Here is a 20484-nt window from a genome sequence, read left to right as displayed (position 1 = left end):
CAGCACGCCCGAGGATCCTCACCCCGTCGCCGCCACCCGCGCCAGCACCTCGCCCGTGCGCGGGCTGAACGCCAGCACCGTCGCGTTCTCGGGCAGCCGCTGGAAGCGGGTCAGCAGCAGCCACCGCACCCCGTACCGGGCGGTGATCCCGTCCCGCCGGGCCTGCGGGGTCGACGTGTCGAGATAGGCGGCCACCGCCCGGCTCCGCTCCCGCCGCTCCGTGGTCGCGAGCCCCGCGTCCGGCAGCGCGTCGGCCAGGACGTACGCCCCGTGCCCGGCCAGCGCGTACATCGCCGGGCGGCTGTCCGTCAGGACCACCTCGCCCGGAGGCACGTACGCGGTCGCCCAGGCGTACGGCTCCCCGGCCGCCCGCACCCCTTCGGCCGCCGGAGGCCCGGTGGTCCGGCCTTCGGCGGGGGTGCGCTCGGCGGTGAGCCCGTTGTAGTACGGCCACAGCGCCGCCACGGTCACCGCGCAGACGACGGCGAACGCCCACCGCCACACGGTCGGCCGGATCCGGGTCCGCGTCCGGATCGCGATCAGGGCCAGGCACCCGATCGCCGCGCCGATCGCCGTCGGCGGGTGGACCAGCAGGACCAGCCCGAGCAGCACGCCGATCCCGGCCGCCTCCGCCCACCGGGGCGTCCGGCCGGGCCTCGGATCGCCGGGGCGGGCCATCCGGGCGGCCGCGCGACCGGTCCACGCCCACAGGTGCAGCGTGACCGCGACCGCGAACGTGCTCGGCGCGCTCCACCGGGCCGGGTCAGCCCAGTGGATCAGGGCCAGCGGTACGAGCAGGAGCACCGGAACCCAGCGGTTCGGGGTCAGCAGCCGGGTCAGCCGGCCGATCCCGGTGAGCAGGAGCAGCAGGTTCACCGACGCGGCCAGCGCGACGACGGACGGACCCGAGAACCCGGCGGCGCGGGCGGCCAGCCCCTGGACCAGCGCGTACGGGGAGTAGTGCGCGCTCGCCACGGCGGGCAGGTCGGTCATCGGGAACGCCGGGTGCAGCAGGTTCACCCGCAGCCGTTCGACGACCGCCGCCTGGAGCCCGGCCTCGCAGCACAGCGGAGCCTGCCAGGCCGCCGCCGACAGCACCGCCCACAGCAGCCCGCCCAGCACGAGGTACGGCGACGGCAGCCACAGGGGCGGCCGGACCGCCCGGTCGGCCCCGCCGCCTCCGGTCGCGGCGGGCGGGAGGCCGGTGGGCGGCAGGTCGGAGGACGGGGCGGAGGAGGCAGCGGAGAAGAGGGGCACGTCTCATGGGTTCCGTGCGGCGGCGTCCTTCTCCCCGCCGCCACTCGTCCGAGGGATGAGGGATGAGGGATGGAGCGCCCGACGCGGAGTACGTCCGGCCTACGGCGCGTCCGCCCTGCGGCCCGCCCGCCCTACGGCCCGTCCGCCAGCAGGCGGTCCGCGACCCGGGCCGCCGCGCCGCCGTCGTCCAGGTCGCAGTAGTCGCGGCGGAAGCTCTCGTACGCGTCGGCGTGCCGGGCCGCCAGCGACCCGGTGTCGCGCAGCGCCTGCGCCACCTCGTCCGTCGTGACCAGCAGCGGCCCCGGCGCCCGGGTCTCGAAGTCCAGGCAGAAGCCGCGCACGGTGTCGCGGTAGTGCTCCAGGTCGTACGTGTGGAACAGCATCGGCCGGCCCGTCAGCGCGAAGTCGAACATCAGCCCCGCGTAGTCCGTCACCAGGACGTCGGCCACCAGCAGCAGCCCGGCCGCCCCCGGGTGCCCGGACACGTCGAGCACACCGGGCCCGGCCGGCACGTCGCCGGTGACCCGGGGGTGGCGGCGCACCAGGACCGTGTGGCCGGGGCCGAGCGCCCGCGCCAGGGCGTACGGGTCGAGCGCCGGGTCCCAGCGGTACGGACCGGGGGCCGTGCGGTCGGCGGAGGCGGCCGGGGGATGGGCCAGGTGGTCGCGGTAGGTCGGCGCGTACAGCACGACGCGGTGGTCCTCCGGGATGCCGAGTCCGCGCCGCACCTCCTCGGCGGCCTTGTCCCGCACGGGCGGGAACAGCACGTCGTTGGCGGGCGATCCGGCCTCCAGCACCTCGCCCTCGTACGCCAGCGACCTGCGCAGCAGCGGGGTGGCGAAGCGGCTCGGGGAGACCAGTACCGACCACTGGGCCGATCGCTGCGGCAGGGTGGCGAGGTACTGGTGGTCGGCGTAGAGGGTGTCCGCCAGGCCGCCGCCGAACCGGCCGAGCGGGGTGCCGTGCCAGGTCTGGACGACGGTCTGCCCCGGCCGTCGCTCGAACCACCCGGGCAGCTGCTCGTCCGTGACGATCCGGCGGGAGCGGGCCAGCGCCTCGTACCAGGCGGGGCTGTGCACGGGGACGGCCCGCGCTCCGGGCGGGACGTGGGTGATGCGGCCGGGGGTGGTACCGGTGACCCACAGGTGTTCGGCCTCCGTGCCCCGGCGCACGAGCTCGGCGTGCACGGCGCGCGGGGAGTCGCCGCCCGCGTAGAGGACGGTGTCGCGGAGCGGGAGGGGCGTGCGCCGGTCGCCGTGGTGCGCGGCGCGCAGGAGCCGCCTTCCGTACGCGCTCCGCCCGATGCCCACCGCCGGCGACTCCGGCCCCGCGACCACGGACAGCCGGTCGCCGTGCCGCCGCTCCAGGCGCAGCGCGCCCTCGACGCCCCCGGCGCGGGGCAACCGCGCGGCGACGGAACCGAGGACGCGCACGGGGCGCCCGTCCAGGCGAAGCTCCCAGCGGCCTTCCGGAAGCGGCGGGACGACCAGCGCGGAGAACCGGCCCGGGGCGGTGGCGGCGAGCGGCCGGGGCGCGGAGCCGTCAGCGGCAGCAACCGCCGCGTCGGCCCCGGTGCCGGACGCCGCCTCCGTCTCTGTTCCCACAGGACGCTCGGCCTCAGCCCCGCTCGCGTCCACGACCGCCCCCGTGACCGGAACCGTCTCGTGCAGCGTCTCGTGGCGCAGGACGAGGCGGCCGCCGTACGCGGACGGGGGCGCGGTCGCCGTACCCGCGTACGCCCCCCGGATGCGTACGCCCCCCTCGGGCGTGCACTCCACCTCGTCCGCGTACGGCAGCCCCGCCAGGTCCAGCACCAGGTCGCCCGCCGGGTCCGCGTACGCGGGCGGCGGCAGGTCCGGGGCCGCGGGCAGCGGGGCGCGGCTGCCGTCGGCGAGCAGCAGGCGGACCCGCCACCGGGCCCCGCTCTCCGGCCCGTTCGCCGCCTCGACCTCGCGGGGGGCGCGATGTGGGGCGGGCGGGGCGGCGGCGAGTTCGGCGAGCGGCACCCGCACCCTGAACGCGCCCCCGCGCGCCCCGTCCTCCCCGCGCGCCCCGCCCTCCGCGTACTCCACCTCGTAGGACCGCTCCTCGCCCCCGTCGCGCGTCAGCACCAGCGCCGTGGGCCTGCTTCCGCCGATGTGCCGGCTCGTGATGTCCAGCGGGGAGCCCGCCGCCTCGACCGTCCGGTGGCCCTCGGCCAGGGCCCGCAGCCGTGACACCGTCAGCCGGAGTCGGCCGGCCCGGAAGTCCAGCACCGCCCGCCGCCCGTCGCCCAGGTCGTGCGTCAGCGGCTGGTCCGCGCCCGCGTCCGGGGCGCGCACCGCCACCCGGCGGACCGTCCCGGGCCCGGCTAGGACCAGGCCGACCAGCCAGCCGCCGCCCGCCGTCGCGGGCAGCCGGTCCGGGTCGAGGGTCATCTCGAAGCCCGCGTGGTCGTAATCGTGCAGCTCCTGACCGGAGTTCACCGTCGCCTCGGGAGCGGGCACGGAACGCACCGGCACCGGCCGCACCTGCCGGCCCCGCTCCGCCCGGACCATCCCCACCGTGAGCCGCTGCCGGGCGGAGGCAGCGGGAAGGTTGCGCAGATACGCGTACCCGCGCAACCGCAGCTTCCCGTCCGCGCCCCAGCGCGCCTCCGAAAGCCGCGCCACCGCCGGGATGTCCGGGCCCGCGAGCCGGGCGCTCGCGCCGTGCACGCCGGGGTACGCCGCCCGGCGTCGCCCCGGAAGACCCTCGACGGCGAACGTGCCCGCCCCGTTGGCCCGTTCGAAGGCGAGGACCTCCAGCAGCTCCGCGAGGCGCCGCTCCCGTACCAGCTGCCACTTGATGCGCAGCTCCACCGGCAGCCCCTCCAGCGCCCCGGGGCCCGCCCGGTCGACGAAGGCCCCGGCCCCCTCGAGGAACGCCGCCCGGTACGCCTCGCCGCCCATCGGCAGGCCGTCCAGGAAGTACCCGAAGTCGTCGCGCAGGCAGGACGCGTCGTATGCCCGCCGCTGTTCCGCGTCCCGGCCGCCCAGGAACGCGCTGACCTGCTCGCACGCCGCGATCCGGTCCCGTACACCCGTGACGTCCGTCCGTCGCCGGGTGATCGAACCCTCCCGCACCCGCCAGTAGTAGACGTGCTCGGCGAGGACGTCGACCGCGCCCGCGAGGTAGTGCGCGGGGATCATCACCGGGGTGTCCTCGTACAGCCGGCCCTCGGGGAACGCGAAGCCGTGCGCGTCCCAGAAGGAGCGCCGGAACACCTTGTTCCACGCCACCCGGTCGGCCAGCAGGCGCGGGTCACGGGTGATGTGCGTGCGCGACCGGGGGCCCGTCAGCCAGCGGTACTGCCAGGCCTGCTGCCGCCCCTGCCCGGTCAGCCGCCACACATTGCCGGTCGCCAGATCGGAACCGGTCGACTCCAGCGAGGCCGTCATCCGCTCGTACGCGTCGTGCACGACGATGTCGTCGCTGTCGGCGAACGCCAGGTAGGGGACGGTGGGGGTGGTGTGGCGGACACCGGTGTTGCGGGCGGCGCTCAGGCCGGCGTTCTGCTGCCGGACCAGCCGGAAGCGGCTGTCCCGCGCGGCGAACTCCGCCGCGATCCGGGCGCTGCCGTCCGTCGAACCGTCGTCGACCATGACCACCTCGATCGCCGCGAGGGTCTGTTCCGCCACCGACCGCAGGCAGTCCGCAAGGTAGGCCTCGACGTTGTGGACGGGGACGACGACGCTGAGGAGGGGTGACTTCATGTCCTGGTCAACAGAGGGCGGCTCCGGGGGTCACCGGCGCTGACCCGAACGGGTGAACAGCGACCGACCGTCGGCCGGGCCCGCCACTACGCTCGGCTGCCATGCCCCCCAGAGCCTCCGCCGCTTCCGTGAAGCGGTTCGTCCGCCGTCAGGCCATGCGGGCCGTCTACCGCGCCGACCTGCACCGCCCGCTCGACCCCGGCCTCGCCGTCTACGGGGCGTACTGGAACCGGGGCGTCGCCTGCAATCCGGCCGCGATCCACGCCAAGGCCCGCGAACTGGCCCCGCACATCCGGGGCGTGTGGGCCGTCTCCTCCCGGCACCGCGACCGGATGCCCGCCGGTGTGCCGTACGTCATCGAGGGCTCGCGCCCCTACTGGCGGGCCATCGCCACCGCCACCTATCTGGTCAACAACTCCAGCTTCCCCGGCGGGTTCACCAAACGGCCCGGTCAGCGCTATCTCCAGACCCACCACGGCACCCCGCTCAAGACCATGGGGCTCGACCAGCGCGGCTACCCCGCCCTCGCCCGGAAGACCGACTTCGACAAGATCCTCGCCCATGTCCGGCAGTGGGACTTCAGCCTCTCCGCCAACCCGCACTCCACCGAGGTGTGGGACCGCGTCTACCCGGGCGCGTACGAACGGATCGACCTCGGATACCCCCGTAACGACGTCTACTTCACCGCCACCGCCGACGACATCGCGAAGATCCGGGCCGAACTGGGCATCGCCGAGGGGCAGACCGCCCTGCTCTACGCCCCGACCCACCGCGACTACCGCACCGGCTTCGCACCCGACCTCGACCCGGAGCGGCTGGCACGCCAACTCGGTCCCGACTATGTCGTGTTGGTGCGCGCCCACTACTTCTACGGGCGGTCCGCCGGACTCGGCGACAGCGTGCCGACCGGGCGCGTCATCGACGTCACCGCGCACCCCCGGGTCGAGGAACTCTGCCTGGCCGCCGACGCGTTGATCGCCGACTACTCCTCCCTGACCTTCGACTACGCCTGCCTGGACCGTCCGATCGTCGTCCACGCCCCCGACTGGTCCGCCTACCGTGCCGCGCGCGGCACCTACTTCGACCTGCTCTCCGGGCGTCCCGGCGACACCCCGGGGCCCGTCACCACCACCCCCGGACAGCTGGCGGAGGTGTTCCGGACGGGGGAGTGGCGCTCGCCCGCTTCGGCCGCGCTGCGCACCGCGTTCCGGGAGCGGTTCTGTCCGTACGACGACGGGCACGCGGCGGAACGCGTCGTCCGGCGGCTCTTCGCCCCGGCCCTGTGACCCCCGGCCCGGTGACCCCGGTCCACCCGCCCGTCACCCGGATGGCCCACCGCGGCCGAGCCGTTCCGATTCCTCCGCCCCGCCCGGTCGTTGTGCCCAACAGCTCGCTCACCCCGCCATGTTGGGAGACGTCCATGCACCGGTCCGCCTACGAGCAGATGGAACTCTGCGTCAAGGAGTATCTGCCCGTCGAAGGGCCTGCCTCCGGCAACGGCACGTACCGGGTCGTGGACCTCGGGTCGCGCATCTCCGGCAAGCAGACCCGTACCCACCGGGCGCTCCTCGCCGGGCACCCCGTCGACTACTTCGGCGTCGACGTGCAGGACGGGCCCAACGTGGACGCCGTGATGAAGAAGCCGTACCGCATCCCCGCCCGCTCCAACAGCGCCGATGTCGTGCTGTCCGGGCAGGCGTTCGAGCACATTCCGTTCTTCTGGGCCTCCATGCTGGAGATCGCCCGGATCCTGAAGCCGGGCGGGCACGCCTTCGTCACCGCCCCCTCGCGCGGCCATGTCCACGACGCGCAGGACTGCTGGCGCTACTACCCCGACGGCTTCCGGGCGCTCGCCGCGCACTCCCGGCTCGAACTGCGCGAGGCCTACACCGACTTCCCGCCGCACAAGGGCATCTGGCACGACTACCGGGCCATCGACAGGAAGGCCGCCTACTGGGGCGACTCCGTCGGCGTCTTCCGCAAGCCGCGGCGTTATCCGCGCCTCACCATGTTCGTCGTGCGGGAGGTGGCCGTCCGGTGGGCGAACCGGGTCGGCGGCGTCGACTCCGTCCCGCTGCCCGCGCCGCTCGACGGCCGCGCGGAGTGCGGACGCCCGAAGACCGTGCCCGCGCCGGCGGCCTCGCTCGAACAGGAACCGCCCCGATCAATGGCAGGTTGACGAAAGGTGACATGAGCCACAAATCGCGCGTACTGTCCCGGGGCATGGCTTGGCGCAACGCCGTCAACGGCGTCCTTCAGCAGCTCACCGGGTATCAGCTCAGGCGCGTCACGGTGCCCGCCGCCCGCACCGCCCCCGCCGGTCCCGCGACGGCGGCGGCCGCCGCTCCGGCCGACGCTCCCGCCCCCGCCCATGTGCCCCCGGCGGCCGCGAAGCCCAAGGCGAGGAAGCCCGCCCCGGCGTTCCCGGAGGACTACGACGACGAGGCGAAGGAGATCATCCGCGCGGTCAAGCCGTACTCGATGACCTCGCCGGAGCGGCTCAACGCCTTCATCCTCGCCACCCGGCACATCGCCCGGCACAACATCCCCGGTGACATCGTCGAGTGCGGCGTCTGGCGCGGCGGTTCCATGCAGGCCTGCGCCCGGACCCTGCTCTCCGTCGGGGAGACCGAGCGCGATCTGTACCTCTTCGACACGTACGAGGGCATGACCCCGCCCACCGCCGAGGACCTGCGGCGCGACGGCCGGCCGGCCCAGGAGCTGCTGGACGCCCAGGGCAAGGACCGGCCGATCTGGGCGGTCGCCTCGCTGGAGGACGTCAAGGCGGGCTTCGAGAACATTCCGTACCCGAAGGAGCGTGTCCACTACGTACAGGGCCGGGTCGAGGACACCGTGCCCGCGCAGGCTCCCGAGCAGATCTCCATCCTGCGTCTGGACACCGACTGGTACGCCTCCACCAAGCACGAACTGGAGCACCTGTACGGGCGGTTGGTCAGTGGCGGTGTCCTCCTGATCGACGACTACGGCTACTGGCAGGGCTCGCGGCAGGCGGTCGACGAGTTCCTCGACAAGACCGGCGAACGGCTCCTCCTGCTGCGGATGGACGAGGGCCGCATCGCCGTCAAGCCCTGACCCGAGCCGTTCGTGGCCGCGCCGAGCCCCGTGCCCTTCCCGGTACGGGGCTCGAACGTGCTCCCGGCACGCCCCCGGGCGCCCCGACTCCGCCCTCCGCGTCACCCGAACGGACCCCCTCGGGTGACCCGTCCACCCGGCGCGGGTTGTACCCCATGGCCCCCGGCGGGCCCCTCCACGCCCCCGAAGCCCCCGTCCCCGGAAGGATCGTGCGCCGCGATGGCACCCCGTCTCACCGTCGTCGTCCCCCTCTACAACGTCGAGGAGTACCTCGGTGCCTGCCTTTCCTCGCTCGCCGAACAGACCATGCCGGACCTGGAGATCGTCCTCGTCGACGACGGCTCCACGGACAACGGCCCGGTCATCGCGCAGGAGTTCGTGGACCGCGACCCGCGCTTCCGGCTGCTCCGGCAGGAGAACGCCGGGCTCGGCGCGGCCCGCAACGCCGGGATCCGCGAGGCCCACCCCGAGGCGGAGTTCCTGACGTTCGTCGACAGCGACGACGTCGTGCCGCCCGGCGCGTACGCCCGGATGCTCGCCGAACTCGACCGCACCGGCTCCGACTTCGCCACCGGCAACGTGCTCCGGCTGCGGGCGGGCGGCGAGCTCGAACAGTCCCCGATGTTCCGCAAGCCGATGGAGAAGGCCCGCCCGGCCACCCATGTCACCCGGGACTGGATCCTGCTCGGCGACCGCATCGCCTGCAACAAGGTCTTCCGCCGCACCTTCTGGGACGAGCACGCCTTCGCCTTCCCGACGGGCGTGCTGTACGAGGACATCGCCGTCGTCCTGCCCGCCCACTTCCTGGCCCGCTCGGTCGACGTCGTCGAGGAGCCCGTCTACCACTGGCGCGACCGCGACGGCTCGATCACCACCCGGCGGGCCGTGCCCCGGGGCATCCGCGACCGGGTCGCCGCCGTCACCACCGTCAGCCGCTTCCTCGCCGGCCGGGCGCCGGCGGAGGGGGCCGCCGAGGCCAAGCGCCGCTACGACGCCCACGCGCTCTCCGGCGACCTGTGGCTGTTCATCGAGGCCCTGCCCGACGGCGACGCGGAGTTCCACGAAGCCTTCCTGGAGCACGCCGGGGCGTTCGCCGCCACCGTCGAACCCGGCGTCCTCGCCGAACTGCCCCTGCACCTCCGGGTCAAGTGGCAGCTCATCCGCGAGCGCCGGCTGCCCGAACTCCTCGCCCTCCTCGCCGACGAGAAGAAGGACCGCGACACCTTCCACGTACGCGGACCGCTTCGCCCGCGCGCCCACCACCCCGCCGTCCGCGACCCGCTGCCGCCCGCCGCCACCGCCCTGACCGCCGCCGATCTGCCCGTCCACGCCCACCTCACCGAGGCCGTCTGGCGGGACGGGCTGCTGCGGCTGACCGGGTACGCCTATGTGCGCAACGCCCCGGGCGGCACCCCGCGGCTCGGCTGGCTGCGGTCCGGGAAGCGGCTGATCCCGTTGCGGCTGCGGCCCGTCGGCGGCGATGAGGCGACCGCCCGGTCCGGCCGCTCCCTGCACCGCTACGACCGCGCCGGGTTCGAGGCCGTCGTCGACCCGCGCAGGCTCACCGCCAAGGGCGACCGTACGACCTGGAAGCCGGAAGCCGTCGTCGTCGGCGCGGGCCGGCCGCGCCGGGGCCCGATGCGGCTCGTCTCCACCCCGGCCCCGCCCGCCGTGACGTACACCGACGAGCGCACCCGGATCGTCCCCGTCCTGTCCGGCAACAAGCTGGAGCTGCGCATCGAACGCGTCGCCGCCGTCCTGACCGGGCAGTCGGCGGTCGAGGACGCCGTACGCCTGGAGGTTAAGGTCCTCGGCGACGCCGGGCCGGTCGCCCTCCGGCTCACCGAGTGGCGCACCAAGGAGACCCGGGAGTTCGCCCTGCGCGGCTCGCTCGGCTCCCGGGCGGCGGACATCCCGCTCAGCGCGTTCCGGGGACAGGACGACATCTGGGGCGTGCAACTCATCGGCGAGGGCAAGCCGTTGACCGTCGCCGCACGCCCCGACGGCCAGGACGGGCGCTACGCACTGCCCGGCGGCCGTGAGCTGTACGCGGCCCCCAACCCCTCCGGCGACCTCGTGCTCACCGACCGGGCGGTCCAGCCCGTCGTCACCTCCCTCGGCTGGGAGGAATCGGGCGAGCTGGTGCTCGAAGGAACCTTCCCCGAACTCACCGGCACCGCACGGGAACTCGTCCTGCGCCACAGCGGCCACCGGGAGGAAGCCGTCGTCGCGATGGAACGGGTCGGGGGCGACGACTTCCGGGCCGTCATCGCACCCGCCGCCGTCGAAGGGCCCGGCGGAGCGCTGCCGCTCGCCGAGGGGCGCTGGTACCTCTTTATGCGCGCACCGGGCGAGCGGGACCCGGAGGCGTACCGGCCGCTCCGGTCGGCCACCCCCCTGCACCGCACCCTGCCCCGGAAACACCACGCGGGCGGGCGGGACTTCACCCTCCAGCGGCGCCACCACGACCGGCTCGTCCTGGAGTCCGGCAGCGCCCTCCCGGCCGTCGACCGGGGTCCGTACGGGCAGCGCGTCCGGCGCGAGCGGTATGCCGTGCTGCGCTCCGTCGCCCCGGCCGCGACCCGCCCCGCCGTCCTCTACTCCAGCTTCGACGGCCGCCAGTTCTCCGACTCGCCCCGGGCCATCCACCGCGAACTCGCCGCCAGGGAACCGGACATCGAACACCTGTGGGTCGTCCGCGACCAGCAGGCGGCCGTGCCCGAAGGCGTCCGGCCCGTCGCCCTGCACAGCGCCGAGTGGTACCAGGCGCTGGCCCGCAGCCGGTGGATCGTCACCAACACCCATCTGCCGCAGTGGTTCGAGCGGGCCGACGGCCAGTGCGTCGTCCAGACCTGGCACGGCACCCCGCTCAAGCGCATCGGCCGCGACCTCGCGGGCACCCCGCACGCCGACGCCGCGTACATGGCGTCCATGGAACACCGGTCCGCCCAGTGGAGCGTGCTCGTCTCGCCGAACAGCTTCTCCACCCCCGTCCTGCGCCGCGCCTTCGGCTACTCCGGCGAGGTCCTGGAGTGCGGCTACCCGCGCAACGACCTGCTGTACGCCCCCGACCGCGACAAGGTCGCCGCCGCCGTACGCGAACAGCTCGCGATCCCCGAAGGGCGGCGCGTGGTCCTGTACGCCCCCACCTGGCGCGACGACCAGCCCCGGCAGGGCGGACGCTACGGGCTCGATCTCCGACTCGACCTGGAACAGGCGAGGCAGGCCCTCGGCGAGAACCAGGTGCTGCTGGTCCGCCGCCACTACCTCGTCGGCGGCAGCGTCCCGGACACCGACTTCGTGCGGGATGTCTCGCGCCACCCGGACGTCGCCGAACTACTTCTGATCAGCGACGCGTTGGTCACCGACTACTCCTCGATCATGTTCGACTTCGCGCAGACCGGCCGCCCGATGCTCTTCCACACCCACGACCTCGCTCACTACCGCGACACCCTGCGCGGCTTCTGCTTCGACTTCGAGCACCGCGCCCCCGGCCCCCTGATCCCCGACTCCGCCGGGATCGTGGCCGCCCTGCGCGACCCGGAGGCCGCCACCGCCGGGCACCGCGATGCGTACGCGCGGTTCCGGGAGGCGTTCTGCGACCTCGACGACGGGAGCGCCGCCGCCGGGGTCGTCGACCGGATGCTCAAGGGAGAGCAGGCATGAGCGACTTCAGCTGTGTGATCACCGGCGGCGGGGACCACGACGGACCGGGCGGGGCCGACGCCCTGCGCGCCTCCGTGGAGTCCGTGCTCGGCCAGTCGCTGCGCGGGGCCGAGGCCGTCGTGGTCCTCGCCTCCGCCGCCGACCCGGCCGTCCGCACCGCCGCCCGCACCCTCGCCGACCGCGCCCCCGGGCGGATCCGCCTCGTCCACGCCGACCCGGCCGTCCGCACCACCGGCGCCCTGCGCAACGCGGGCCTGGACGCGGCGAACGGCCGGTACGTCCTGGTCCTCGCCACCGGCGAACGCCTCCAACTGCACGCCTGCCGCAACCTCTGGCAGGCGGGCGAGACCAGCCGCGCCGACCTGATCGCCGGCCGCTGGAGCCGGACCGCCGACGAGAGCGGCAAGGAGCGTGAACCGTCCTGGCAGGGCGGGCTGTTCGCCCGCTCCCGCACCCTCGCCCGCTTCACCGAGGCCCCCGAACTCGTCGTCAGGGACGCCCTGGTGACCGGATTCTGTCTGCGTCGCGAGGCCGTCCGGCGGCACGGGCTGCGGTACGAGGAGGACCTGGCGCACGGCGAGATCCTGTTCGGCCCGCTCGCCGCCGCGTCGGTCGGCCGGATCGCCCTGGTCCGCCGGCTGATCGTGACCGGCCGGGCCGTCCCCGACCGGGCCCGCGACCTCACCGCCCTGGTCGAGGCGCACCGCCGGGTCGCCAACACCCTCCTTACGCGCGGGCTGCCCGGACTGCGCGAGGAGCGGGAGCGGGCGTTCGCCCGCGACCACCTGGTGCCGCTGGTCCGCTCCTTCCCCGGGCTGCCCGCCGCCCGCCGCGCCCGGGTCGCCGCGGCGGCCGCCCGCGCGCTGACCGGGCCCGTCCCGCCGGAGCTGCCGCCGCTGGAGCGGGTCGCCGTGACCCTGCTGGCCCGGGGCGACACGGAAGGGGTCCTCGCGGCGGCGTACGCGCTGAGCCGGCCCGCCACGGTGTGCGCGCCGCTGACGACGGACGCGGACGGCCGGGTTACCTGGGGCGGCGACGGCAGCGGCGACGGCAAGGGCGGTGACGGCGAGGGCGACACCCAGGACCCGGCCCTCGACGTCACCGAACTCGGCTACCAGCACCGCTCGTTCGGCGAGCTCCGGCTGATGAACCGGCTCACCCGCTGCGCCACCGCCGAGGACGGCCGGCTGCTGCTCGAAGGGCGCCTCGTGCTGCCCGGCCACAGCGGTCCCGCCCCCGGCGCCCCCCTCACCGCCACCCTGGAGTTCCGGGCCCGGGGCGGGGCGCGCGCCGTCGCGTTCCCGGTCGAGGAGGTCCGGCACGACGGCAACGGGATCATCTGGCGCGCGCGGGCCGACGTCTCGCGCCGGCTGCGCCCCGTCGGCGTCCGCGACACGGCGTGGGACGCGCGGCTGACCGTACAGGCGGAGGGCCCCGACGGGCCCCGGTCCGTCAGCGATCTGTTCGCCCCGCAGGACCAGGTGGCCGGAGCGGTACGGTTCGCCGCCCGGCCCCGGCTCGGGCGGCTCGCCGGGGACACCTGGGAGCCCTACATCACGCTCAAGGACCACTTCGCGCTCCGGCTGACCGCCCGCCGCCGCCCGGCCCGCACCGCCCACCGCCTCGTCCGCTACGCCACGCACTTCCGGCCCGCCCGCAAGGCCAAGCTCCTCGTCCGCGCCCTGCGCAAGCGCCTGGACCGCTACCGCTCCCGCGGCTTCAAGGCCCCCGCCTACAACAGCTGGCTCACCCGGCTCCCCGTGCGCCGGGGCTCCGTCGTCTTCGAGAGCCACATGGGCACCTGCTACGGCGACAGCCCGCGCGCCCTGTACGAGGAGATCCGCCGCCAGGGCCTGAAACTGCACGCCACCTGGTCCTACGACCCCGCCCCGGCCGGCTTCCCGGACGACGCCCGCCTCGTACGCCGCTGGTCCTGGCGCTATCTGTGGGCGCTGGCCCGCGCGGAGTACTGGGTCGACAACCAGGGCTTCCCGCAGCATCTGCGCAAGCCCCGGCACACCACGTACCTCCAGACCTGGCACGGCTCCGCGTACAAACGGATGGGCTTCGACGAGACCCGCGTACGGCTCCAGAACGCCCCGCAGCGCGAACGGCTCCAGCGGGCCGTGGACCGCTTCGACCACTTCCTCGTCCGTTCCGAGCACGACGTGAACACCCTCGCCCGCGCCTACCGGCTGCCCGACGAACGGCTCCTGCGCACCGGCTACCCGCGCAACGACGCCCTGATCGCCGAGCGGAACCGGTCCGAGACCGAAGGGCGGCTGCCGCGACCGCCGCTCGCCGAGGCGCTCGCTCTGGCCGACCACAAGAAGACCGTGCTGTACGCGCCGACGTTCCGGGGCGGCCCCGGCAAACAGCGCAGGAGCCGACTCCTGCTGGACGTACGGGAGTTCGCGGCGCGGTTCGGCGACACCCACACCCTGCTGGTGCGGTCCCACTACCTGGAGTCCGCCCGGCTGCCGGTCTGCCCGCCCGGCACCGTCGTCGACGTCTCACGCCACCACGACGTGAGTGAACTCCTGGCCCTCACCGATGTGCTGATCACCGACTACTCCTCCATCATGTTCGACTTCGTCCTGCTCGACCGGCCCGTCGTGCTGTTCGCCCCGGACCTCGACGCCTACGCGGACGAGCGGGGCAGCTACTTCGACCTGCGGGAGAACGCCCCCGGGCCGGTGACCGCCACCCAGGACGAGCTGTTCACCGCCCTCGCGGAACTCAAGAAGTCCGACAGCCGGTTCGCCGATCAACGCCGGGCGTTCGCGGAGCGGTTCGGCTCCTACGACCGGGGCGACGCGGCCCGCAGGACCGTCGAGGCCGTCTTCGGCCCCGCGGCCCGCCGGTCCTCCCGCCACACCACCGACCACGACCGGGGGGCTGGCCGATGAGCCGCGACATCTTCATCGTCTCCAACAGCACCGACGAACTCGGCGGCGTCACCGGCTGGATGCACCAGACCGCGCGCCTGCTGGCCGGTCAGGGCCACCGGGTGCACGCCATCGGCATCCACGCCTCCGACCTCACGATGGTGCTGCCCGAACAGCCCGCCCACCCCGTCACCGCCCTCTACCCCGCCCACCCGCCGACCCCCTGGACGCCCCACGGCATCCGCGACCGCTTCCGGATCCCCGCGCGGCGCAAGGAGGCGGCCCGCGTCGCCGCCAAGAAGCGGGCGGTCGGCCGGCTCTCGGAGATCTTCGCTACCGCCCGCCCCGGCGCGGTCGTCATCGTCACCCAGGTCTGGGCGATGGAGTGGGTCGGGGAGGCCGACACCACCGGGCTGCGGGTCATCGGCATGAGCCACGAGTCCTACGGCTACTCCCGCGCGAGCCACCGCTACCGCTGGATCAAGAACCACTACAAGGACCTCGACCACTGGCTGGTCCTCACCGAGGAGGACGCCGACCGGTGGGCCGGGGACGGCATGAACAACGTCGGCTTCCTGCCCAACGCCCTCTCCCGCCTCCCCGCCGTGCCCTCCCCGCGCACCGAGCGGACCGTCGCCAGCATCGGCCGGCTCAGCGACCAGAAGGGCATCGACCTGCTCCTGGACACCTGGGCCCTGGTCGCGCCGTTCCGCCCGGACTGGCGGCTGCGGGTGTACGGGGCGGGCGAGGACGAGGCCGCGCTGAAGGCCCAGTGCACCGGACTCGGCCTCGACGGGTCCGTGGAGTGGATGGGCCGCACCGACGACGTCGAGCGGGCCCTCGCGGAGGCCTCCGTCTTCGTCCAGTCCTCCCGGGGCGAGGGCTTCCCGCTCGCGCTCCTGGAGGCGATGGCCAGCGGTGTACCCTGCGCCGCCTTCGACTGCGCGCCCGGGGTGCGGGAGATCGTCCGGGACGGCGAGGACGGGCTCCTGGCCCCCGCCGGGGACGTCGCCGCCCTCGCCGACCGGCTGCTGCGGCTCACCGGCAACCCCCGGCTGCGCGACTCCATGGGCGCTCGGGCCCGGTCCGGCGTCCAGCGGTTCTCCGAGCCGGAGACCCTGCGCCGCTGGGAGGAGCTGTTCGCGTTCCTGGAACGCTGACCGGACCCGGGTACGGGCCCGGGGGCCTGGGGTACGGGCCCGGGTCAGCCCCCGACGGTCGCCCCGGCCCCGTCCTGCGTGGGCAGGGCGGCAGGCGTCCGGCGGGCGGCGGGCGGCACCGGCAGCGGCAGCCCGTCCGTCTCCCCGAGGAACACCCGCCGCACCACCCGCTCGGCGGCGTACCCGTCGTCGTACGGGCAGAACCGGTCCCGGAACGCGGCCCGCAGCTGCGCCGAGCGGGAGCCCCGCCAGTGGTCCGTGGCGAAGATGTCGAACAGCTCGTCCTGGCTCCGGGCCACGATGCCGGGCGGGAACGCCGTGATGTCGAAGTACGTGCCCCGGGCCGCCTCGTACGCCTCGATGTCGTCCAGGTGCAGCACCACCGGGCGGTCCAGGTTCACGTAGTCGAACATCAGTGACGCGTAGTCCGTGATCAGGGCGTCCGAGGCGAGCGCCAGCGTCTCCACCGACCGGTGCGCGCTGACATCGATGATCCGCGGATGCGGCGCACGGCGGACGCCGCCGGGCCCCGGCGGGCGGGGCGCACGGGCCAGGATCACGAACTGCGGGCCCAGGATCCGGACCAGCCGCTCCAGGTCCAGGGCGGGCCGCTGGACCCGCCGGTAGTCGCGGTGCGTCGGGGCGTACAACAGGGCCGTACTGCCCGCCGGAATGCCCAGCGTCTCGCGCAGTCGCGCCACCTCGGCCGGGCCGGTGCGGTGGTACACGTCGTTGCGCGGCGAGCCGTATTCCAGCGTCGTGTACGCGGACGGATAGGCCCGCTCCCGTACGAGGGTGGAGTGCGGGTTGGCCGAGAGCGAGAAGTCCCAGGTGTCGACCGAGCGCAGCAGCTGTTCGAAGTCCGTGCCCCGGGCGGCGGCGGGCCGGTCCAGCAGATCGGTGCCCACCGACCGCAGCGGCGTGCCCTCGTGCGTCTGCACCAGCACCTGGCCGCGCCGCTTCACCAGCCCCCGGTCGAAGGAGGAGTCGTTCACCAGATACGCGGAACGGGCCAGCGCCGTTCCGTGGGCGAAGGTGCCGGGCGCTAGGTGCCGGCTGCCGGTCGGCACGGTGTGGGCGTCGACGGCCCGGCAGATCCAGGACGTCCGCGCCCCCGGGACCAGCTCGCGGACCTTCGCCTCGATCGCCGCCGGGCTGCCCCCGTACCCCCGGCCGCCCCGGGCGGTGAACACCGCGTCCCGGGGGCGCAGCGGCAGCAGCAGCTGGATCCGGTAGTGCGCCCGCAGCGCCGCGCCCCGCACCGCCCGGCGCACGGCCTCCGCCGCCCTGCGCAGCCGGCCGCCGAGGCGCTGGGCCACCGAGAGGGCCCGGTAGGTGCGGCGCGCCCCGAGATGCATCAGGCCGTGCCGCAGCAGCGCCCGGCGCGGGACCGGGGCGCCGGGGGTGTGATAGCGGCGGCAGGACGCGGTCGCCCGGCGGAAGAACGCGGTGCGGCTGTGCGGTGGCAGCCGGTCCCGGGAGGCGAACAGCGCCGAGAAGTGGTCCAGCATCCGGCGGAACATCACCGGCCGCCACAGGGCGAGTTCGGGGCGGGAGTCGATGAACGCGAAGACCCGGTCGTACTGGTCGAAGACGTCGAAGTGCTTCTCGCTGGTGGTGGAGAGGATGTTGCCGCGCCGCCGCTGCCGGTAGGAGACGCAGACCGCGTCCAGCACCGCGATCGAATCGGCCGCCATCAGCACCGGGTAGGTCCAGGGAGTGTCCTCGTAGTAGCCCGGCGGGAACGCGAACCCCTCGGCCTCGACGAACGCCCGGCGGTACGCCTTGTTCCAGACGACCATGAGGAGTTGCAGCAGCTCGGGGCGGTCGGTGAGCCGGAAACGGGCCGGGCCGCCCTCGTCGAGATGGGCGGCCAGGACATTGCGGACGCTGCGGCCCGTCCAGTACGTACGGGCGTAGTCGTACATCAGGACATCGGGCTCGCCGGTCGCGTCGATCCGGTCGGCGATGGTCCGGAGCGCGTCCGGCAGCAGGGTGTCGTCGCCGTCGAGGAAGACCAGGTAGTCGCCGCCCGCCCGGGCCATCCCGGCGTTACGGGCCGGGCCCAGGCCGATGTTGCGGGGCAGGTGCAGCGCGGTGACGCGGGGGTCCCGGCGGGCGTACTCGTCGGCGATCGGACCGCAGGCGTCGGGGGAGCAGTCGTCGACCACGATGATCTCGTAGTCCTTGAAGGACTGACTCAGCACGGAATCCAGACACGCGTGCAGATACGCCTGGACCCGGAATGCGGGCACGATGACAGTGAACCGGGGCACTACACATCCATGGGTCGTTCGCGGGAACCAGGTGGCCCGCAAACGTCGGATGGAATGACAGGGTTACGCCGGACGTGGCATTCGGGGGACGCGCACGGCGAAGCGGCCCGGTTCCGGGGAGCCGGGCCGCTCCGTGTTGACGTACGTGTGTGCAGGTGTACAGCCGTACGGCCTTGCGGCAGGGGCTACTTGACCGCGCCCGCCATCACGCCGGAGACGAACTGCCGCTGGAAGGCGAAGAACACCGCCAGCGGGATCACCATCGACACGAACGCGCCGGGCGCGAGCACATCGATGTTGTTGCCGAACTGGCGTACCTGCTGCTGGAGCGCCACGGTGATCGGCGGCGACTCGGAGTCCGCGAAGATCAGCGCGACCAGCATGTCGTTCCACACCCACAGGAACTGGAAGATGCCGAGCGAGGCGATCGCCGGACCGCCCAGCGGCATCACGACCCGGGTGAACAGCCGGATCTCGCCCGCCCCGTCGAGCCGGGCGGCCTCCAGCAGCTCACGGGGGATCTCCGCGAAGAAGTTCCGCAGCAGGAAGATCGCGAACGGCAGGCCGAACGCCGTGTGGAACAGCACCACCCCGAGCGTCGTCTCGAAGATCCCGATGGTGCCGAAGAGTTCGGAGACCGGGATCAGCGCGACCTGCACCGGAACCACCAGCAACCCGACGACCAGCAGGAACCACCAGTCCCGGCCCGGGAAGTCCATCCACGCGAAGGCGTATCCGGCGAGCGAGCCGATCACCACCACCAGCACCGTGGAGGGCACGGTGATCATGATCGTGCTGACGAGCGAGCCGGTGATCGTCGAATTGTCCAGCAGCCGCTGGTAGTTCTCGAAGGTCAGCTCGGACGGGGCGGTGAAGATCTTCCACCAGCCGGTCGCCGCGATGTCCTGCGGACCGCGCAGCGAGGACAGCAGCAGGCCGATCGTGGGCATCAGCCAGAACAGGGCGACCAGGATCAGGAAGACCCGCATCGCGCCGCCGCCGGCCCGGGCGGCGATCCGCGCGCCGAGCGACGGTCTGGCCCTGGGCGCCTCGGGAGCGCCCGGCTGCCGGGTGACCGCCTTCTGGCGGCCGATGCGCGCGGTGTTCACGTCCGGTGCGCTGCTCATCGGCGTCCCTCCTTCCGGATCCGGCGGATGTTGATCAGCATCACCGGGATCACCAGCAGCAGCAGAAGCACCGCGATGGCGCTGCCGATGCCGAGGTCCGCGTCCGTGCCGAACGAGGACCGGTACAGCTGGAGCGCCAGCACGTTCGCGTCGTCCTGCGAGGAGCCCGGCGCGATGATGAACACCAGGTCGAACACCTTCAGTACGTTGATCATCAGCGTCACCAGGACCACCGCCAGCACCGGTGCCAGCATCGGCACCGTGATCCGGCGGAACACCTGCCACTCGTTGGCCCCGTCCACCCGGGCCGCCTCCAGCAGCTCGCGCGGCAGGCCGGCCAGGCCCGCCGCGATCAGCACCATCGCGAACCCGGCCCACATCCACACGTAACTGCCGATGATCCCGGGCGTCACCAGGGACGGACCGAGCCAGTCGACGCCGTTGTACGGCTCGCGGAAGTTGTCGGCGGGCAGGCGCAGTTGGGCCCCGTCCGCCGATGCGGGCAGGGTGAACACGCCGTCCGCCCCCGCTGTGGCGGTGGCGACGACCTTGCCGTCCTTCACCGCCTCGACCTTCAGACCCTTCAGCCCCAGCTCCTTCGGGTCGACGACATTCGGCTTGCCGCCGCCGCCCCGGGTGAAGTCCAGCCAGGCGGTTCCGGAGATCGTGTCCCCGGAGGCCGTCGGAGCGCCCTCCGCGGGTTTCGCGTCGCCCGGCATCTTCGCCGGAGCCACCCCGACCAGCGGCACCCGCAGCGGCTGCCCCGCCCGGATCGGCTCCTTGGACACGAACGTCCCGCCGTCACCCTTCTCCAGCGGGTGCACGGGCAGCGGGCGGGCCTTCGGGAAGCCGGCGGACTCGTTGAACGTGTCGTGCACGCTCACCGCCACCGCGTTGGCGACCCCGCGCTCCGGAGCCTGGTCGTACACCAGCCGGAAGATGATGCCCGCCGCCAGCATCGAGATCGCCATCGGCATGAAGACGATCAGCTTGAACGCGGTGCCCCAGCGGATCCGTTCGGTCAGCACCGCGAAGATCAGCCCGAGCGCGGTGGCGACCGTCGGGGCGAAGACCACCCAGATCGCGTTGTTCTTCACCGCCGTGAGGATGGTGGCGTCGGTGAACAGCGCCTTGTAGTTGTCGAACCCGGCGAAGCCCGTACCGGCCTGGTCGAAGAACGACCGGTAGACCGAGTACCCGATCGGATACAGCACCAGCGCACCCAGCAGCACCAGCGCGGGCAGCAGGAACGCCGCCGCGATGACCTTGCGGGTGCCGGTCAC

Annotated in this window: 11 protein-coding genes; 6 read left to right on the top strand and 5 right to left on the bottom strand. The window is 73.8% G+C overall.

The genetic code is table 11. The features are described from left to right. Positions 1-18 precede the first annotated feature (18 nt). Complete coding sequence (locus KV381_RS13105; RefSeq protein ID WP_218785259.1) at positions 19-1257, bottom strand: hypothetical protein; 1239 nt, start codon at positions 1255-1257, stop codon at positions 19-21. Positions 1258-1388: 131 nt separating this feature from the next. Continuing rightward, a complete protein-coding gene (locus KV381_RS13100; RefSeq protein WP_218785258.1) occupies positions 1389-4991 on the bottom strand; it encodes a CDP-glycerol glycerophosphotransferase family protein in 3603 nt (1200 codons plus the stop codon). Between the two features lie 101 nt (positions 4992-5092). Between KV381_RS13100 and KV381_RS13095 the strand changes: the two genes are divergently transcribed. The 6 genes from KV381_RS13095 to KV381_RS13070 all read left to right on the top strand — a co-directional run bounded on the left by KV381_RS13095 (position 5093) and on the right by KV381_RS13070 (position 15798). After that, positions 5093-6277, top strand: a complete 1185-nt coding sequence (locus KV381_RS13095; RefSeq protein ID WP_218785257.1) for a CDP-glycerol glycerophosphotransferase family protein — start codon at positions 5093-5095, stop codon at positions 6275-6277. Positions 6278-6411: 134 nt separating this feature from the next. Continuing rightward, positions 6412-7170, top strand: coding sequence for a methyltransferase domain-containing protein (locus KV381_RS13090; RefSeq protein ID WP_030628875.1), 759 nt, complete (start codon positions 6412-6414; stop codon positions 7168-7170). 11 nt (positions 7171-7181) lie between these two features. After that, a complete protein-coding gene (locus KV381_RS13085) occupies positions 7182-8084 on the top strand; it encodes a TylF/MycF/NovP-related O-methyltransferase (protein ID WP_218785256.1) in 903 nt (300 codons plus the stop codon). A 219-nt stretch (positions 8085-8303) separates the two neighbouring features. Continuing rightward, positions 8304-11750, top strand: a complete 3447-nt coding sequence (locus KV381_RS13080) for a bifunctional glycosyltransferase/CDP-glycerol:glycerophosphate glycerophosphotransferase (RefSeq protein WP_218785255.1) — start codon at positions 8304-8306, stop codon at positions 11748-11750. Beyond that, positions 11747-14659, top strand: a complete 2913-nt coding sequence (locus tag KV381_RS13075) for a CDP-glycerol:glycerophosphate glycerophosphotransferase (protein WP_218785254.1) — start codon at positions 11747-11749, stop codon at positions 14657-14659. The genes KV381_RS13080 and KV381_RS13075 overlap by 4 nt, the downstream gene beginning before the upstream one ends. Continuing rightward, positions 14656-15798: a glycosyltransferase gene (locus KV381_RS13070; RefSeq protein ID WP_218785253.1), complete on the top strand. Its 1143-nt coding sequence runs from the start codon at positions 14656-14658 to the stop codon at positions 15796-15798. The genes KV381_RS13075 and KV381_RS13070 overlap by 4 nt, the downstream gene beginning before the upstream one ends. Before the next feature lie 44 nt (positions 15799-15842). Here KV381_RS13070 and KV381_RS13065 read toward each other — a convergent pair whose 3' ends face one another. The 3 genes from KV381_RS13065 to KV381_RS13055 form a co-directional block, all read right to left on the bottom strand. Next, the gene (locus KV381_RS13065) at positions 15843-18074 is read right to left on the bottom strand and encodes a bifunctional glycosyltransferase family 2 protein/CDP-glycerol:glycerophosphate glycerophosphotransferase (RefSeq protein ID WP_218785252.1); all 2232 of its coding nucleotides are present in this window, start codon (positions 18072-18074) and stop codon (positions 15843-15845) included. Positions 18075-18259: 185 nt separating this feature from the next. After that, on the bottom strand, positions 18260-19201 hold the full coding sequence (locus KV381_RS13060) for a carbohydrate ABC transporter permease (protein WP_030075748.1): 942 nt from the start codon (positions 19199-19201) through the stop codon (positions 18260-18262). After that, complete coding sequence (locus KV381_RS13055; protein ID WP_218787210.1) at positions 19198-20484, bottom strand: carbohydrate ABC transporter permease; 1287 nt, start codon at positions 20482-20484, stop codon at positions 19198-19200. The genes KV381_RS13060 and KV381_RS13055 overlap by 4 nt, the downstream gene beginning before the upstream one ends.

This window comes from Streptomyces sp. WY228 (assembly GCF_019287315.1).
GTDB lineage: Bacteria > Actinomycetota > Actinomycetes > Streptomycetales > Streptomycetaceae > Streptomyces > Streptomyces caviscabies.
The sequence above is the reverse complement of the archived record's forward strand: the minus strand, read 5'-3'. Positions and strand labels throughout refer to the sequence as shown.

Coding starts and splice junctions, on each gene's coding strand:
- KV381_RS13060 (WP_030075748.1), bottom strand. CDS start 19,201: ATGAGCAGCGCACCGGACGTGAACACCGCGCGCATCGGCCGCCAGAAG.
- KV381_RS13090 (WP_030628875.1), top strand. CDS start 6,412: ATGCACCGGTCCGCCTACGAGCAGATGGAACTCTGCGTCAAGGAGTAT.
- KV381_RS13100 (WP_218785258.1), bottom strand. CDS start 4,991: ATGAAGTCACCCCTCCTCAGCGTCGTCGTCCCCGTCCACAACGTCGAG.
- KV381_RS13075 (WP_218785254.1), top strand. CDS start 11,747: ATGAGCGACTTCAGCTGTGTGATCACCGGCGGCGGGGACCACGACGGA.
- KV381_RS13080 (WP_218785255.1), top strand. CDS start 8,304: ATGGCACCCCGTCTCACCGTCGTCGTCCCCCTCTACAACGTCGAGGAG.
- KV381_RS13070 (WP_218785253.1), top strand. CDS start 14,656: ATGAGCCGCGACATCTTCATCGTCTCCAACAGCACCGACGAACTCGGC.
- KV381_RS13095 (WP_218785257.1), top strand. CDS start 5,093: ATGCCCCCCAGAGCCTCCGCCGCTTCCGTGAAGCGGTTCGTCCGCCGT.
- KV381_RS13085 (WP_218785256.1), top strand. CDS start 7,182: ATGAGCCACAAATCGCGCGTACTGTCCCGGGGCATGGCTTGGCGCAAC.